The 16,524-nt window shown below is 37.7% G+C and carries 11 protein-coding genes and 2 riboswitches; of the genes, 2 read left to right on the top strand and 9 right to left on the bottom strand.

Going from position 1 to position 16,524, the window contains the following annotated elements:
• Positions 1-449: 449 nt before the first annotated feature.
• Positions 450-1,781 (bottom strand): NCS2 family permease, encoded by a 1,332-nt coding sequence (locus ACIP9W_RS14110; protein WP_282242259.1) that lies wholly within the window; start codon positions 1,779-1,781, stop codon positions 450-452.
• Between the two features lie 86 nt (positions 1,782-1,867).
• A riboswitch (purine riboswitch) is annotated at positions 1,868-1,969 on the bottom strand.
• A gap of 191 nt (positions 1,970-2,160) precedes the next feature.
• Here ACIP9W_RS14110 and ACIP9W_RS14105 point away from each other — a divergent pair.
• Both ACIP9W_RS14105 and ACIP9W_RS14100 read left to right on the top strand, forming a co-directional pair.
• On the top strand, positions 2,161-3,087 hold the full coding sequence (locus ACIP9W_RS14105) for a helix-turn-helix transcriptional regulator (protein ID WP_400790501.1): 927 nt from the start codon (positions 2,161-2,163) through the stop codon (positions 3,085-3,087).
• 32 nt (positions 3,088-3,119) lie between these two features.
• On the top strand, positions 3,120-3,512 hold the full coding sequence (locus ACIP9W_RS14100) for a GyrI-like domain-containing protein (protein WP_400790499.1): 393 nt from the start codon (positions 3,120-3,122) through the stop codon (positions 3,510-3,512).
• A gap of 51 nt (positions 3,513-3,563) precedes the next feature.
• On the opposite strand, the gene guaA is transcribed toward ACIP9W_RS14100, so the two are convergent.
• From guaA to ACIP9W_RS14060, 8 genes are all read right to left on the bottom strand, one after another.
• Positions 3,564-5,117 (bottom strand): glutamine-hydrolyzing GMP synthase, encoded by a 1,554-nt coding sequence (gene guaA, locus ACIP9W_RS14095; RefSeq protein WP_400790497.1) that lies wholly within the window; start codon positions 5,115-5,117, stop codon positions 3,564-3,566.
• A gap of 135 nt (positions 5,118-5,252) precedes the next feature.
• A riboswitch (purine riboswitch) is annotated at positions 5,253-5,354 on the bottom strand.
• 34 nt (positions 5,355-5,388) lie between these two features.
• Positions 5,389-7,578 carry a DUF4129 domain-containing transglutaminase family protein gene (locus tag ACIP9W_RS14090; protein WP_400790495.1) on the bottom strand — a complete coding sequence of 730 codons (2,190 nt, stop codon included), beginning with the start codon at positions 7,576-7,578 and terminating at the stop codon, positions 5,389-5,391.
• Positions 7,575-8,780: a DUF58 domain-containing protein gene (locus ACIP9W_RS14085; RefSeq protein ID WP_400790493.1), complete on the bottom strand. Its 1,206-nt coding sequence runs from the start codon at positions 8,778-8,780 to the stop codon at positions 7,575-7,577. The genes ACIP9W_RS14090 and ACIP9W_RS14085 overlap by 4 nt, the downstream gene beginning before the upstream one ends.
• The gene (locus ACIP9W_RS14080; RefSeq protein WP_282242253.1) at positions 8,777-9,727 is read right to left on the bottom strand and encodes an AAA family ATPase; all 951 of its coding nucleotides are present in this window, start codon (positions 9,725-9,727) and stop codon (positions 8,777-8,779) included. The genes ACIP9W_RS14085 and ACIP9W_RS14080 overlap by 4 nt, the downstream gene beginning before the upstream one ends.
• Positions 9,728-10,332: 605 nt before the next feature.
• Complete coding sequence (gene nadE, locus ACIP9W_RS14075; protein WP_400790490.1) at positions 10,333-11,160, bottom strand: ammonia-dependent NAD(+) synthetase; 828 nt, start codon at positions 11,158-11,160, stop codon at positions 10,333-10,335.
• Positions 11,161-11,165: 5 nt separating this feature from the next.
• Positions 11,166-12,644 carry a nicotinate phosphoribosyltransferase gene (locus ACIP9W_RS14070; RefSeq protein WP_400790538.1) on the bottom strand — a complete coding sequence of 493 codons (1,479 nt, stop codon included), beginning with the start codon at positions 12,642-12,644 and terminating at the stop codon, positions 11,166-11,168.
• A gap of 190 nt (positions 12,645-12,834) precedes the next feature.
• On the bottom strand, positions 12,835-15,030 hold the full coding sequence (locus tag ACIP9W_RS14065) for an outer membrane protein assembly factor BamB family protein (RefSeq protein ID WP_400790487.1): 2,196 nt from the start codon (positions 15,028-15,030) through the stop codon (positions 12,835-12,837).
• Between the two features lie 136 nt (positions 15,031-15,166).
• Positions 15,167-16,447, bottom strand: a complete 1,281-nt coding sequence (locus ACIP9W_RS14060; RefSeq protein WP_400790485.1) for an aminotransferase class I/II-fold pyridoxal phosphate-dependent enzyme — start codon at positions 16,445-16,447, stop codon at positions 15,167-15,169.
• Between the last annotated feature and the right edge of the window lie 77 nt (positions 16,448-16,524).

Genomic DNA, 16,524 nt, shown 5'->3' with positions numbered 1-16,524 from the left:
GTCCTGAGCCAGGATCAAACTCTCCATAATAGAGAACTTAAAAAGCTCATTTTGTTTTGCTGGCATCATCATTAAATGATGTCATAATTGTTTTGTTATCAGACTAACAAGTTAATCTGAATAACTATATGTCTTAACGTTTTGCATGTTCAGTTTTCAATGTTCATGTTGTTTATTTGTCGTTTTGTTTTGGCGACCTTTGTATCTTAACACCCTTTTCCATACTTCGTCAACACATTATTCGACAAAAAGTTATAAAAAGATATTAACATTTTATTCAGATAAATGCAACTAATATCTTTAGAGAGTTTATAGAGCCTTTGAACCCTTGCGGTATTTACTTCGAAAGCATATACACCATTCGCATTCTTTCCCCATTATTCTCTTTCTATCAACATTTTCCAATAAAAAAAGAGAGACACTTGGCCTCTCTTTTTCATTACATTCTATTATAAGAAGATAAAGTAACAAATAAATATTACCCACAAACCATACATAATCGGATGAATTTCTTTAATTCGTCCTGCGACGATCATTGTAATTGGATAGAAGATAAATCCGATTGCGATACCAGTTGCAATCGAGTAAGTCAGCGGCATTGCAATAATAACAAAGAAAGCTGGTACAGCAATTTCAAATTTAGTCCATTCAATATTTCCTAATGAAGATACCATTAATACTCCGACGATAATAAGTGCAGGTGCTGTAACATATGAAGTAATTACACTTAATACCGGATAAAAGAATAAGGATAATAATAGTAGAACTCCCGTGACTACAGCCGCAAAGCCTGAGCGTGCACCCGCAGCAACACCTGCAGTAGATTCAACATAAGATGTAGTAGTAGAAGTACCAGCAACTGCTCCTGCAGTTGTAGCTATTGCATCTGCTAGAAGGGCTTTTCCTGCGCGTGGAAGTTTTCCTTCTTTCATCAGACCAGCTTGGTTCGCAACAGAAATTAATGTCCCAGCTGTATCAAAGAAATTTACAAACAAGAAAGTAAGAACAACAATCAAAAATTGATGATTTAAAAGAGATGATGGATCTTTGAAAATAGGATCAAGCGCTGCTCCGAAAGTTGGCGCTATGTCTGGAACACTACTTACAATTCCAGTTGGAGTTGGCACTAAGCTAAAAATCATACCGACAATAGCCGTGATCAACATACCGTAGAAAATTCCACCTTTAATGCCTTTAACCATCATAATTACTGTTATTACTAATCCAAAAATAGTTAATAGTATGTTAGGATCTGTTAAATCCCCTAAACCAACAATTACCGTATCACTGCTCACGATAATTTTTGAATTTTGTAATCCGACAAAAGTGATGAATAAACCTATACCTGCACCAACCGCATATTTTAGCTCTGTCGGTATAGCGTTAATAATTGTTTCACGAATCCCTGTTAATGATAAAAGAATAAAAATAACTCCGGCTACAAATACCCCTGTTAAAGCCATTTGCCAAGGTATTCCGAATTCTAAAACAACTGTAAAAGCAAAGAAAGCATTTAAACCCATACCAGGTGCCAATGCGATAGGATACTTTGCAAGCACTCCCATCAAAATAGAACCAATACCTGCAGCGATTGCAGTTGCAGTAAATACCGCGCCTTTATCCATATACATAAATTCTGGTAAACCTTCTACTGTTTCCAGCGACAGAATCATCGGGTTTACAACTAGGATGTACGCCATTGCAAGAAATGTCGTTAAACCACCGATAATTTCACTACGATAATTTGTTCCTAGTTCATCGAATTGAAAATACTTTTTCATAATATCCTCCATTTATTGTCTGTATAACAGAAAAAGCATACGACTTCATAAAAGTCGTATGCTTTAATATCTCTAACAAGTGAAAGAAAACAATTTCCACTCATCGTAGTCGAATCATTTACGGTGATTCGGTAGAGACTTTTGGGCCTTATTCCCAACGTTATACGACAACATAATTAAATTATGATAGTAATATAACACCATACTTTTAAAAAATCAATACAAAAACCGAACATTTTTATATTTTTTAATGTAATAGTTCGTTATTGTGACACTTTCAATCTCTTTCCCCTAAAAGAAAACGTTTCTTTAAGCTCCTCCTTTGCATTCGTTATAATGATAGGAGAATTTAACGTTTTTATTAGAAGGAGCGCACATAATGATCAAGGTTGAGAGATTATTATCCATATTAGTCATCTTATTAAATAAAGAAATAGTTTCAGCTGAAGAACTGGCCAATAAACTAGAAGTCAGTAAGAGAACCATTTATAGGGATGTTAACTCATTGGCTCTATCCGGGCTTCCCGTTGTCACAATTCATGGTCGAAATGGAGGCATAGGATTGATGCCTTCCTACAAAATGGATAAATATTTGTTCTCTGATAAGGAGAAGCAAACAATTATAGAAGCTTTAAAACTACAACACGACATTTTGCAAGAGGAGAACCAACTAATCATGGAGAAAATAGAGAAGCTAAAGGGAGATGATGAATCTTATAGCAACTTTTCTTTTTACTCCCCAACTATCCATAGAAAAGAAATTGAGATGGAAACTAATGAAAAACTAAAATTGTTAAGGAAGGCAATGTCTCAACAAAAAAAGGTGAAACTTAAGTATGTGTCTTTTAACGGTGAAATTACCAATAGAGTTATTTCTCCTTCCAGTATGAATTTAGCCGATGGTAGTTGGTATATCACTGGTTATTGTGAAAAAAGAGAAGACAATAGGATATTCAAGCTTACACGGATCAGGGAAATTCTACTCTTAGATGAAACTTCTCTAACAATTGCAGAAAAAGAATTTAACCAAATATCTAGTGACATAGAAGTAGTGTTAGCATTCGAAAGAAATCAATTGGGCAAGCTATATGATTTTTTCTTGGAAGAGGAAATGGAGATTCTCTCCAATACTATCAAGGTCACTTTCACATATGATGCAAATAAAAACCTTCTTCCTTTTTTACTAATGTTCGGGAGCTCGGTTGATGTTTTAAAACCAGAAACAATAAAAAATGAGTATTATTACGAGCTAAATAAAATCCATAAGATTATTAATGATGACAACCAGTTGTCATATATACCATGATATATTCTCCTTAGAAAGGTGGAGATTTAGAAATGACTGAAAATATCCCTGCAAAAGTGGTCTACGGGAATAAGGTTAGGGCAAACAATAACGATGTGAGTATATTCTCTAAAGCGTGGGAGGAATTCTTAAAAAAGCAAGTGAAAGGTGATATCTACGCAGTTTATAGTAACTATGAAAGTGATTATACTGGAGACTTTGATTTTATGATTGGAACGGAACAAACGAGTGGCGAACATAGCATCACGATCGGGAATGGCGAATATTTTATTTGGGAAGTCGAATCAAATGATCTAGCCGGGGTAGGTAAGGCTTGGAGCGAGATTTGGAAAAGTGATCTAGGAAGAGCTTATACAACTGATTTTGAGATTTATAAAACGGACGGAAGTATAGCTATTTATTTATCTATAAACGCTAATCCCTAAAAAAATAGCCTAGAGTCCTTTTCACAAGGATTCTAGGCTATTCTCAATTAACTATTCCCACTCAATCGTTGCTGGTGGTTTACTCGTTACATCATACAGTACGCGGTTAATATGAGGAACTTCATTGACCAGACGTACACTTATTTTTTCTAGTACATCCCAAGGGATACGTGCCCAGTCAGATGTCATTCCATCTATAGAAGTAACTGCGCGAATTCCGATTGCGTAGTCGTACGTACGGGCATCGCCCATTACACCAACACTACGAATATCAGGTAGCACTGTGAAGTACTGCCAAATATCACGTTCTAAACCAGCTTTTGCGATTTCTTCACGAAGAATTGCGTCTGATTCACGAACGATTTCTAGTTTTTCTTCCGTTACTTCTCCAAGCACACGAATTGCTAATCCAGGACCAGGGAAAGGTTGACGCCAAACGATATCATCTGGTAAACCAAGCTCTGTCCCAAGCGCGCGAACTTCGTCTTTGAATAAAGTGTTTAATGGCTCGATTAATTTAAATTGCATATCTTCTGGAAGACCACCAACGTTATGGTGCGATTTAATCGTTTGGGCAGTAGCTGTACCGCTCTCGATAATGTCTGTGTATAGAGTTCCTTGTGCAAGGAAATCCATACCTTCCAATTTAGATGCTTCATCGTCAAATACGTAGATAAATTCATTACCGATGATTTTACGTTTTTTCTCCGGATCAGAAACTCCAGCTAATTTGCTCATAAAACGTTCGCGAGCATCAATTTTAATCACGTTCATATGGAAGCCTTCAGAGAAAGTTTTCATAACACCTTCTGCTTCATCTTTACGAAGTAAGTTATGATCCACGAACATACATGTTAATTGGTCGCCGATTGCTTTATGGATTAAAACAGCAACTACAGAAGAATCTACTCCACCGCTAAGTGCGCATAACACTTTTTTGTCGCCAACTTCTTGGCGAATTTTTTCAATTTCCATCTCGATGAAACTTTCCACTGTCCAGTCGCCTTTCGCATGACAAACATCGAACACGAATTGACGTAGTAAATCGATTCCGTAAATAGAATGTCTTACTTCTGGATGGAATTGAACTGCGTATAAATTCTCCGCTTCATTTGCCATTGCCGCAACTTCACAAGAAGGGCTTGTTGCAATTACTTCAAATCCTTCTGGAGCAACTGTTACATGGTCACCGTGACTCATCCATACAACTTGGTTTGCAGGAAGTTGTCCAAATAAAGCTGTTGCATTTTTTACGTCAATTTCCGCTTTACCATATTCTCGATGAGAAGCTTTTTCTACTTTCCCACCAAAATGTTGCGACATTAATTGCATCCCATAACAAATACCTAAGATAGGAACTCCAATTTCATAAATCGCAGGGTCAATATGAAATGCATTTTCATCATATACAGAGTTCGGACCACCTGAGAAAATGATTCCAGTAGCATTCATCTTCTTTAAATCTTCTGCTGTTACTGTATGTGGGTGCAACTCACTGTACACTCCAAATTCACGAATACGACGTGTTATTAGTTGGTTATATTGACTACCAAAATCTAATACGACAATTTTTTCTTGTTCTTTCAACAATGGAGTTGAAGACATTAGCATCCACCTTTTCTCTATTTGTGATCCAAGTGCGCTATCTAGAATAAAAAAACGCGTAAGAAAGTAAACCTCTTTCTACGCGTTAATGTTCTCTACTTCAAAAAGGTGAATGCAACTGTCCCATAAAAAAGACATGACTGCATTCACCTTCATAGTCAAGTTATTATCGGTAACTTGGTAGAGACATCCGAACCATATTATCGGACATATACGAGGGCAACTTGGTCAATTTAATTTGACTATAGTTTACAGCTTGTGGAGTGTAAAATCAACTGCTTAGCTGATTGATTAAATTTTCCCAACTTTCCCGCATCAATGGATAGTCGACCTCTACTTTGTTGCCACCGTAAAAACCTCTTTCATATACACTCGTCAATTGCTTCATATGGTTGCCATTAAAATAGCCATCAATCTGTGTAGCATAATCCGTTAAGGTTTGTCCCTGCTCTTTTACATATCCATAAGCGTGGAGCTGTTTGAGTAACTGATGATACATTTTTTCAAACGAATCCCAGTCATCTTTTCTTGTGCGATATAATGGGATTAGCACTTTTGATAACCATTTGCGTCTAAATCGATAAGCAAGCAAACCAAAAAAAGCTAGTCCGATGATTATCCATATAAATGTAGCTTTGCGGTCCAATACCCAATTTATACTATCACTCAGCACTTTGGTGAGCTTCTCGGAAACTTCTGTTCTCTCTTTCGCCGGCTCGGGTTTTTTAGGAGTTGGTGCTGGTGTTTGTTTTGGAGCTTCCAACTCATCCGTTTGAATATCTAAATCATAATTTAAGTTTGCACTATTGGTGAAACCAATTGTAGGTTCGAAAGTCATCCAACCTATATTTGGAAAATAAGCCTCGACCCATGAATGGGCGTTATTATTCGTTATTTCATAAATAGGAATGCTATCTTCTCTTTCTACAATCTCTCCCGGTGCAAAGCCTTTCACCCAACGTGCAGGGATTCCTTCTGAACGAAGTAAAACAACCATAGAAGTTGAAAAATTATCACAATACCCCACTTTCGTATCAAATAAAAACTGATCGACGTAATCCGTATTCCCTTCTGGAATAGCGGCTAATTCCTCATTATAACGAAAACCGTTTTGTTTAAAGTAGCGTTCAATAGATTTCGCTTTTTCATATAAATTTCCGTCACCTTCCGTAATAGAAGTAGCTAACTCTCGTACTCTAGTCGGTAAGGTTTCAGGCAATTGTAAATAGCGATCAAATTCACTTGTAAGACTATCTAAACTTTCTATTTTCGTATTGCGAAGCGCCTTTAAACTATATACGGGCTCACTATAAGCAACATCATAATTTGTAATGGGCACTGCGCTACCGCCATTGAACGTAGAAAGCTTTTGATTTGTTTCATTCCACGATAGAGTGAATGGTTCTAAAGCATCTACTTGCTTAATGCCATAAGGTTGCATAACAAAAGGATATTCCTGTAGCATGGAAACACTTGCAGTCGCTGTTCTTTCTTCCTCTCCTGGAGTAATATCTGATTGAATTGATTCCCCAAGATTATAGCTACTAATTTTCGCTTCTGTATTAGATAAAATCCAACCCTTAGATGTATATGTGTCCTTCGTTTCAATTTTCCAATATTGTCTGGTCGGTACAGCTGCTGTAAATACTGGAGTATCATCTGCGACAAATGCACCACCTAAATTTTCATCATTCTCCCCATACCCTACTTTCTTATGCACTCCACTTCCATTTCCACCCTCTTCACTCGAAGCAGATGGTTTTGCAGCAGTGAAAAACGGTACAGGGTCTGGCCAGGTTGGTCCGGCTTTCGGTAATATAAAAGCTAGTGCTCCACTAATGACAAGTATTGCAACTAGACTTCCTATACCACCAAGCAAAAGAGGTGTTTTTGCTTGCTCTTTATTTTCCGTCCCAACTCTCTGAGCATATAACAATCCCATCGCAATAAAACCCGATATTAATGCAATCATAATGCTTTTTTCTCCATTATATGGACTAAATGTATCTAAGATTGTTATAAATAGAATCGTCAGGATAAAGAATAATAGGATATTTTTTCTGACACGTATCCAATAGTTTAATAAATACGTAGTCATCCATAACAGCAAAAAAAACAAAAAGGTCCGAAAAGGATTCGTTACTTCTAACCATTCACGTGAGATCAAAGCAACTGTATTCACACGAATGGCTTCTATCAAATAAGCAAAAGCATCAGAAGAGATAAACGACAAATCGGTATAAATCGAGATAATTACCCAGCAAATAAATACTATTTTTATCGGTGCCGCATAATACCATTTCAATCTTATGAAGTAAAATAAAAAAGAAATAAATAAGTATAAACTAAATAAATACAAATGATCTGTATCGGTTAACTCGATAACTGGTTTTAACCATTCAACCGTTAAAACAAATACAAAAAAATAAATGAAAAAAGATAACACTGCTTTTTTACTCATGAACGAGTCACCTCCATAAACGCTTGGGCAAAACGATCTTTCGTAATAGTGTGAACCCGAACTCCTCTACTCGCAGCAAACTGATGCATGACTTGTTCCTCTTTCAATAACTTTTCGTCTTTTTGTTTGACAACAAAGCATGTACAAACACGCAAATTACTTGCCGTTTTTTGAACACTATCTATCCATTCATATGTAAGATTACTTGTAACATATAAAAGAGAAGTTGCTTGTGCCAATGCCCCGTCATGTAAAATCACTTGTTCAATTGATTTTGTTAAATCTGGTTGCACTTTCGTTAAATGATATAGTACCTGCTGTAATTGACTTTCACTTTGAACAGAGGGGATAAAAAAACGATGTTCACCTAAAGACAAAAAAGCACTGGAAGCCTGATGACGCACAATTGCTTGTAAAATAGAGGCAGTTAAATCGACTATTTCTTCAAAACTATCAGCAGGTGTCCGGTCCATCAAGACGAATAAATCTTGGGATTGACGGTCTTCAAACTCTTTCGTTTTAAGCGTTTGTGTTCTAGCAAAGGATTTCCAATGAATCCAAGAAACCCGGTCCCCTGGTTGATAAGATCTTAAACCTGTAGCCATGGAAGTATCTTTCATCGTTTGAATTCTCGATACGGCGGCACCTTGGTCATATCTCGTTTCAATAGGGACATATACCATTTCTGTTACATTCGGAAATACAAGAATCGTTTTAGGATTCGGGATAAACGCATCTTTCTTGACCCATCCAAATAAATCACTAACTTGAATAGTAAGCCCCTCTAGTACATGCTCCCCTCGAGGAATATGATCCATTTCATAAGTCCAAGTAAACTCTTTTTTCATTCCCCAAAAAATCATACGTTTCCATGAAGTGATATTCGCTAATGTAGGACTAACTTTTTCTTCGAACTTTACATACATAAGCGGAAAATGATTATTTCTTCTGATGTGAACGGTTGCCGCGAACTTTCCTCCACTATAAACATTCCGAGTATCTATTGTCCTATTTACATCCAACTTCGAAAGCGGATAAAAAAATAAGAGCAAAGAATAAATAGAAAGGGGAATCAACAAATAAAATAAAAACCAACTAACAAATCCACCTTGGAACATGGCATACACGAACGTTACGATTAAAAGAAACATTATACCAACAAGACCTTTTAACGGTCTTAATCGTTTCAATCGCTGTTTCATTGACTTACTTTCCTCTTATATGGGACCGGTGTTCGTTTAATAATCCGAGTTAATACTTCTTCCGTAGAAATCCCATCATATCTAGCTTCTGGTCTTAGAATGACACGATGACCGAAAACAAAGGGAGTTAAATATTGAATATCATCTGGTATGATGAAATCCCTTCCCTGAAGCATTGCATAACTTTGTGCAGCTCTCATTAGAGCTATAGAAGCTCTCGGACTAACTCCTAGGTAAATATACGTGTCTTGTCTAGTTCGATTGGCAAGATCGACAATATACCCTTTCATCGTTTGGTCAACCTTTACCATTTTCACTTGTTTCTGTAAATTTAATAATTGTTCCAATGTAATAACAGAATCGATTTGCTCAATCGGCGTTAGTTTTTCAACACGATCCAAAATTTCTATTTCTTCACTTGGATTCGGATATCCCATTTTTAATTTCAATAAAAAACGATCGAGCTGGGCTTCTGGCAGAGGGTATGTACCTTCATGTTCTATTGGATTTTGTGTAGCCATAACAAAAAATGGTTTAGGAATCGGCATGGTAATCCCATCAATTGTTACAGATGCTTCTTCCATTCCTTCTAAAAGTGCGGATTGTGTCTTAGGAGAAGTACGATTTATTTCATCTGCTAGTACAATATTCCCCATAATTGGTCCTGCTCTAAATTCAAATTCCATTTCTTTTGGGTTGTAAATCGAGACCCCTAATACGTCCGATGGCAATAAATCCGGCGTAAATTGAATCCGTTTAAAATCAGCACCGATTGATTTGGCAAGAGCACGTACCATCATCGTTTTTCCAACACCCGGTACATCTTCTAGAAGTACATGCCCTTCAGCAAGGAGTGCTACGACTGCCAACTCTGCAATATGTTTCTTACCAATCATCACTTTTTCTATATTTGTAATAATAGATTGAATTTGCAATTGTTCCATCATCTTTTTTCCCCCGGTATCCTCTATTGAAAGATTAGTTTGAAAATTAATATAGTATATAATTAGCATACCGAAAGTTACAATATAATACAAATAAGAAAATGCTTAACCATCTTCGCAAACGAAGAATAGATTGGTCACTGCTCCTCCTAATAAAATATCCTGAAAAGAACAGGAATCGCCGCCTGTAGCGAAAATCAATGACAATATCTTTTTTATTAATGATCGATTTGCTAAAAACAAAAACATCAACAGTTTTTGACTAAGTAAATCCAATAAATGGCTAAGGGCAACCAACCAGCTGTTGAAAGCAACCAGTTCTAGTCTGAGAGCAACCAAACGATTGTTGAGAGCAACTAGTTCTAGTTTGAAAGCAACTAAATTACTTCTGAGAGCAATCAGTTTTCATAAAAAAAGCTTACTTGGAAGTGAGACGCCGATAACTAGCGCGCAGTTTCCTCATACCACGATTAAATTAAAGCAGGCCGTTCCCTATGTTTCTTGAAAAAGGTTAGCCACATTTCTATATCTTCTATAGTTTCCAAACCAATAAAAAAAGTAGAGGGGGAAACTTTAACCTTTCCCACCATCTACTATTTTACGGACAACTATTTCCAAAAATCATCAAACACTGTGATCGGCATATGTCGCTTATGCATAGATCGAGTATAAAAACCTTCTATTTTTTCTTGTGATGCTTGTGAGATTTTTTTACCCTCTAAGTAATCGTCAATTTCTTCGTACGTTACACCGAGCGCTACTTCGTCCGGAATAGCCGGGCGATTTTCTTCTAAGTCTGCAGTCGGAACTTTCAAATATAAATGCTCCGGACATCCTAGTTGTTTAAGCAACTGCTTGCCTTGTCTTTTGTTCAAACGGAATATTGGAGTTAAATCTACACCGCCATCGCCGTATTTTGTATAAAAACCAGTGACAGCCTCCGCTGCATGATCTGTTCCAAGCACAACGCCATTATACATTGCGGCAATTGAATATTGTGCCTTCATACGTTCTCTAGCTTTTTCATTCCCTTTTGCAAAGTCCGATAATGTAACACCCGCTTCGCTAAGCGCTCGCGCACTTGCATCCACTGCCTCTTTAATATTGATCGTGACAGATTTAGACGGTTGGATAAAATCCAATGCATCTTGACGCTCATCTTCATCAAATTGAACACCATACGGTAAACTTACCGCTATAAATGCATAGACTTCTTCGCCAGCTTCTTTATTCAGCTCGTCTACAGCGAGTTGCGCAAGCTTCCCTACTAATGTGGAATCTTGTCCTCCTGAAATACCGAGGACCATACTTTTCATAAAGGGATGCTTCTTTAGATACGCCTTCATAAAATCAATACTAACTCGGATCTCTTCTTCTACATTAATGTTTGGTTTCACTTTCAAAGCCTCGATAATTTTCTGTTGTATAGTTGTCATTATGATCAGCCTCCATTTTGCGCAATAAGATTGTGCTCCATCTCTTTTACTTCCTGTATATTGCGCATTTTATTGTCCCAACATTTTTGGCTTAAATCGACCGGATATTCCTCTGGGTTTAGTGAACGTTTATATTCGTCCCATAGTAAGTCTAAATTAGTATGCGCATAATGACGCACTTCTTGTAAATCCGGAATTTTGTACGTAACTTGTCCATCTTCAATCACTTTTACATGCAAGTCTTTCGCTTCAAAGTTTGTCACAAATTTGGAGACAAACGTGTGCACCGGATGGAACATTTTCAAACGTTTTTCATGCGTCGGATCTTCATCATGCATCGTAATATAATCGCCTTCAGCCTTTCCATTTTCTTTATCAATAATTCGGAATAGCTTTTTCTGACCAGGTGTCGTTACTTTTTCAGTAGTAGAGGAAATTTTAATCGTGTCCTGCATCGTGCCTTCTTCATCCTCAATGGAGACAATTTTATATACCGCTCCAAGCGCCGGCTGGTCGTAACCGGTTATAAGTTTTGTACCAATACCCCAGCTATCCACTTTTGCTCCTTGAGATTTTAAATTTAAAATTGTATATTCATCTAAATCATTCGAAACAATAATTTTAGCATTCGTAAATCCAGCTGCATCTAGCATCTTTCTTGCTTCTTTTGAAAGAAAAGCAATATCACCAGAATCTAAGCGAATACCGATAAAATTGATTTTGTCTCCAAGTTCCTTCGCTACTTTTATAGCAGTAGGAACCCCCGTTTTTAAAGTGCTATACGTGTCCACTAAGAAAACACAGTCTTTATGACGTTTTGCATATGAGTGAAATGCATCATACTCACTTTTATATGCTTGCACTAAAGAATGGGCATGTGTTCCAGAAACAGGAATACCAAACATTTTGCCAGCACGCACGTTACTAGTGGATTCTATTCCACCTATATATGCAGCACGAGTTCCCCAAATAGCTGCATCCATTTCTTGCGCTCGTCTTGAACCAAACTCCATCGCAATTTCATCTTTCACTACTTGTTTAATACGAGACCCTTTTGTCGCTATAAGCGTTTGATAATTAACAATATTTAATAGTGCAGTTTCCACAAGCTGTGCTTCCACCAATGTCGATTCAATACGCATAATTGGCTCATTCGGAAATACAAGTTCCCCTTCCAGCATCGAGTAAACATCTCCCGTAAACCGAACCGTCCGCAAATAATCGATAAAATCGTCCTTATAGCCAACCTCTTGCTGTAAATATTCTAAATCGCTTTCGGTAAAATGAAAATTTTTTAAGTAATCAAGGCATCTCTCTAGCCCCGCAAAAATGGCATAGCCATTCCCAAACGGAAGCTTTCGGAAAAACAACTCGAATACCGCTTTTCTTTCGTGCATGTTATCCGCCCAATAGGATTCTGCCATATTAATTTGATATAAATCCGTATGTAAAGCTAAACCGTCGTCTGGATAATTCTTTTTCATCATGATCCCCTTCTCCATAACTTCTAACTTATAACGATTGAATCTAGTATACACTATTTCCCCTTTTTCTTGGGTAATTAAACTGATGGTATCTCTAAAAGAAGAGAGATACTGCAGTATCACTATTTTGAGCAAATCACCATAAAGAAACCAGCCATCTGACAAAATGGCTGGTTTCTTTTCACTTCACTTATCCCTCACCTAATGGGGAAATAACCGTCACTATATAGTCTGCCACTGCTTCAATTTCTTCGGGAGTTAACGAATCTTTAAAGGATGGCATTGTTGCTCCACCATTTGTTATTCGTTCGATCACGTTTTCTCTACTTTCGGCAAACTTACTATTCTGTAGGTTTGGTCCATTATGTCCATTCGCCCCTTGATTACCATGACAAGCAATACAACTATTCGCGTAAACTTCTAGGCCAGCATCTACACTGCTTACTGTATCACCTTCTGTTGCTTCATTATTTATAGACCCGTTAGAACCATCTTTTGCTGAGGCATCAATCACTTGCCCTTCAGGTAAATTTCCTCCTAATTTAAAGGTGTAAATTTTATCTCCATGTTTAGACCCTGCTAGTGCATTACCTGCAGCATAAATCGAAATATACTGTTCTCCCTCAATTTCATAAGTGACAGAAGGGGCATTGGCACCTGCATCCATCATATATTCCCACAATTGATCACCTGTTTTAGCGTCAAAAGCAATTAAACGACCGTCGTTATGACCTACAAACACAAGGTTTCCAGCCGTTGTTAGAACACCACTGTATGCTTGAGCATCCCAATTTTGTTGCCATACTATCTTATTTGTTTTAACATCCAGTGCAGTTACCGTACCACGCGATGGTGCATTGGAAACTGGTTGCATAATGCTACCTATATACATAGAGCCTTCCTCAAACGCTTCCTCTTCTTGTCTAGCAAAAGAAAAATAGTTATCATTCCCTAAAACATAAAACAACTCCGTATCTGGGTTATAAGCAGATGGCGGCCAGTTCGCACCACCGGCAGGCCCTGGTTTAAGGGTAATCGGTTCCTCCCAAAACGGAGTAAAAATATCGCCTATCTGCCCTTCGAATGCATCTCCTAAATCGCGGTCAACATCTTCTTGAAAAACTCCTTGCGGGACAAATGCATCTCCAATTGGGAACGGCTGGGTTGCTGCTGTTTTTAGTTCGGCCAATTGAGGTACCGGCTTTTCTTCAATCCCCACTAGCGGTGTCCCATCCGTACGATCTAAGAAATAAACCCATCCTGTTTTCCCCGCTTGCCCGAGACCCTTCCGCATCTCCCCATCTTTTTCTACATCAAATAAAACAACTGGGTTTGCTGGATCCATATCCCAAATATCATGGTGCACTTCTTGAAAATGCCATACATAATCCCCATTTTCCGCATTCACAGCAACGACAGAGTTCGCGTATAAATTATCTCCTTCACGATTACTACCGTCTAAGTCTGGTGCTGTATTTCCAGTTGCAAAGTAAATATACCCAAGTTCCGGGTCAACTGCTGGTGTATTCCAAACAGGGCCCCCTCCCGTTAACCAAGCATCATTATCGGAAGGCCAAGTATCTCCATTGATATCCCCTGGTCCCGGAATTGTATAGAAACGCCATACTTCATATCCTAAATCGGAATCGTACGCCATTACGCGTCCGCGAATACCATATTCTCCTCCAGCCACACCCGTATACACTTTTCCATTATAGTAAAGTGGTGCGCTTGTAACGGTATATCCTTCCTCCCATTCCGCCACTTTCGTTTCCCATACTTCTTCACCTGTTTTTTGATCAAGTGCCACTAGCCTTGCATCCAATAACCCTACATATACCTTTCCATCACCTACCGCAACTCCTCGAGTCGTCCAGCCACAACATACCGTGTCCATTTCTTGTGGAATATCCGGAGTATAAGCCCAAATCTGTTCACCTGTTTTGGCATCAATTGCAAATACGTCATTAGCACCGGTTGCAATATACATAATACCGTCTACTACGATTGGTGTAGCTTCTCCCGAATACTTATCTTCTGCCCCAGAGCCCAGACTACTAACCCAAGTTGGTTTTAAATCACCTATGTTTTCTGAGGTAATTTGCTTCAAAGTGGAATAACGTCTGTTGTAATAATCACCCCCATGGATTGCCCAATCTTTCGAAGCATAGTCCACTTTAATGTCTGGATTAGCCAATTCCTTCTCCTCTTCTTCGACTTCCGGCTCAGCCTCCGCGTTTGTCTCTTCTGTTACTGTAATGGTAGCGTATGGAGATCCTTCCTCTTGTTCTTTATCAACATATAGATAAAGAACAAGAATCGTTACTAAGGCAATAATAATTCCTATAAAACCTTTTGCCCACCCCGGTATACGTTCGCCTCTCATCTTCATCCCCCCAAACTATTAAAATAACGTTTCAATAGTTTATGTCTCGGATTCCAGATAAATGTTAGCGTTTACATTTGACTTCATAAAAAAAACTGTCCATGAGCGCTAACTCATGAACAGTTTTTCAAAACAATTATTTAGTTAAGTCTTGGCATCCTTGATAAATCAAATCAAATAGCTCTTCAATATCTGACGCTTCTACGCATGAGAATGCTACGCGGATATCTGTTTTATTGCTTGCAATAACCCCAACTCCGTATTGATCCAATAAGTGAAGACGAAGTGTTTCTGCATCTAAATTAGTTAACTTCAAGCACATAAAATACCCAGAGTTAAATGGGTAGTATGTCCAGTGGGAAGCAAACTTTTCGTCCGCAAGTACTTCCTTTGTTTTAATAGCACGCGATTGCATAATTTGAAATTTCTCTTCTTTTTCTTTTAAAAACTCTTCTGATTGCAGAGATTCCAATAGAATTGTTTGGGAAATATGAGAACCGCTTGAAATCGTTCCGCGGATAATTCCTTTTGTTTTTTGTTCTAATGCATCCAATACATCAGGAGTGGCAGCGTAAGTGATAAACCCAACGCGCAATCCCCATACATAATTTTCTTTCGTTGCACCGTCGATTTTCACCGGCAAAATATTTGGATGGCTATCAGCTACTAATCCGAATAATGATTCCTTAATCGAATCTTCGTAGAATAAACCAAAGTAAGCATCATCCAATACGACAACTAATTTAGTACCTGAAGCTGCTACATCTTTTAATACTTGAACAATTGCTTCTGCTTCACTAATGGATGGTGTATAACCAGTTGGATTGTTCGGAAAGTTTAATAATACAATCGCTTTTTCTTTTTGCTTCGTTAACGTTTCACGGAAGGCTTCTACATGAAAACCATTCTGTTCATTGAATAAAGGAAACGTTTCTACACGACCGCCTCTTCTAATCTGGAATACTGTATTATAGTTACCCCAATATTGCTCCGGCGTAATTAGGACATCACCGGGATTCATAAACAAATCCGCTACAATACTTAAACCATGTGTTAACGCACTAGTTACAATTGGCAAGCCAATTGATTTATTTTGCATTGAAGGATTATCTTTTAATAGTTTTTCTTTCCAAATTGAACGTAATAATTCTTTTCCTTGTGGAGCTGCATAGGGGTAGATATCTTTTGGAGCGTACCCTAATTTCTCTTGTATATGACGAAAATGCATCGGTTCTCCATTTTCAGTTGCGATTCCGATTGTTGCATTAAAGCGATGCGCTTTTTTCCCTGCTTCTGCACTTTGGCTTAATATTCCTTTAGGATAATATAAACTCTTTCCTAAGTCGGATAACATATCAAAAATGACAGGATTTTCTTTTTGCATTTTTTCATTTAATTGCACGGCTAAAGCATTCATCTATAGGTACCTCCAGTAAGTTGATATAAAAATATTGTACTCTATTTCATTAAAGTATTGTAGTTTTTCTCATAATA

The organism is Psychrobacillus sp. NPDC093180, from assembly GCF_044754065.1.
GTDB lineage: Bacteria > Bacillota > Bacilli > Bacillales_A > Planococcaceae > Psychrobacillus.
The sequence above is the reverse complement of the archived record's forward strand: the minus strand, read 5'-3'. Positions and strand labels throughout refer to the sequence as shown.

What these genes read in the sequence shown, in the direction of transcription:
- ACIP9W_RS14105 (WP_400790501.1), top strand. Translation starts at nt 2,161, where the DNA reads ATGATCAAGGTTGAGAGATTATTATCCATATTAGTCATCTTATTAAAT.
- nadE (WP_400790490.1), bottom strand. Translation starts at nt 11,160, where the DNA reads ATGACAACTATACAACAGAAAATTATCGAGGCTTTGAAAGTGAAACCA.
- ACIP9W_RS14085 (WP_400790493.1), bottom strand. Translation starts at nt 8,780, where the DNA reads ATGAAACAGCGATTGAAACGATTAAGACCGTTAAAAGGTCTTGTTGGT.
- ACIP9W_RS14090 (WP_400790495.1), bottom strand. Translation starts at nt 7,578, where the DNA reads ATGAGTAAAAAAGCAGTGTTATCTTTTTTCATTTATTTTTTTGTATTT.
- ACIP9W_RS14100 (WP_400790499.1), top strand. Translation starts at nt 3,120, where the DNA reads ATGACTGAAAATATCCCTGCAAAAGTGGTCTACGGGAATAAGGTTAGG.
- ACIP9W_RS14070 (WP_400790538.1), bottom strand. Translation starts at nt 12,644, where the DNA reads ATGAAAAAGAATTATCCAGACGACGGTTTAGCTTTACATACGGATTTA.
- ACIP9W_RS14110 (WP_282242259.1), bottom strand. Translation starts at nt 1,781, where the DNA reads ATGAAAAAGTATTTTCAATTCGATGAACTAGGAACAAATTATCGTAGT.
- ACIP9W_RS14060 (WP_400790485.1), bottom strand. Translation starts at nt 16,447, where the DNA reads ATGAATGCTTTAGCCGTGCAATTAAATGAAAAAATGCAAAAAGAAAAT.
- ACIP9W_RS14080 (WP_282242253.1), bottom strand. Translation starts at nt 9,727, where the DNA reads ATGATGGAACAATTGCAAATTCAATCTATTATTACAAATATAGAAAAA.
- ACIP9W_RS14065 (WP_400790487.1), bottom strand. Translation starts at nt 15,030, where the DNA reads ATGAGAGGCGAACGTATACCGGGGTGGGCAAAAGGTTTTATAGGAATT.
- guaA (WP_400790497.1), bottom strand. Translation starts at nt 5,117, where the DNA reads ATGTCTTCAACTCCATTGTTGAAAGAACAAGAAAAAATTGTCGTATTA.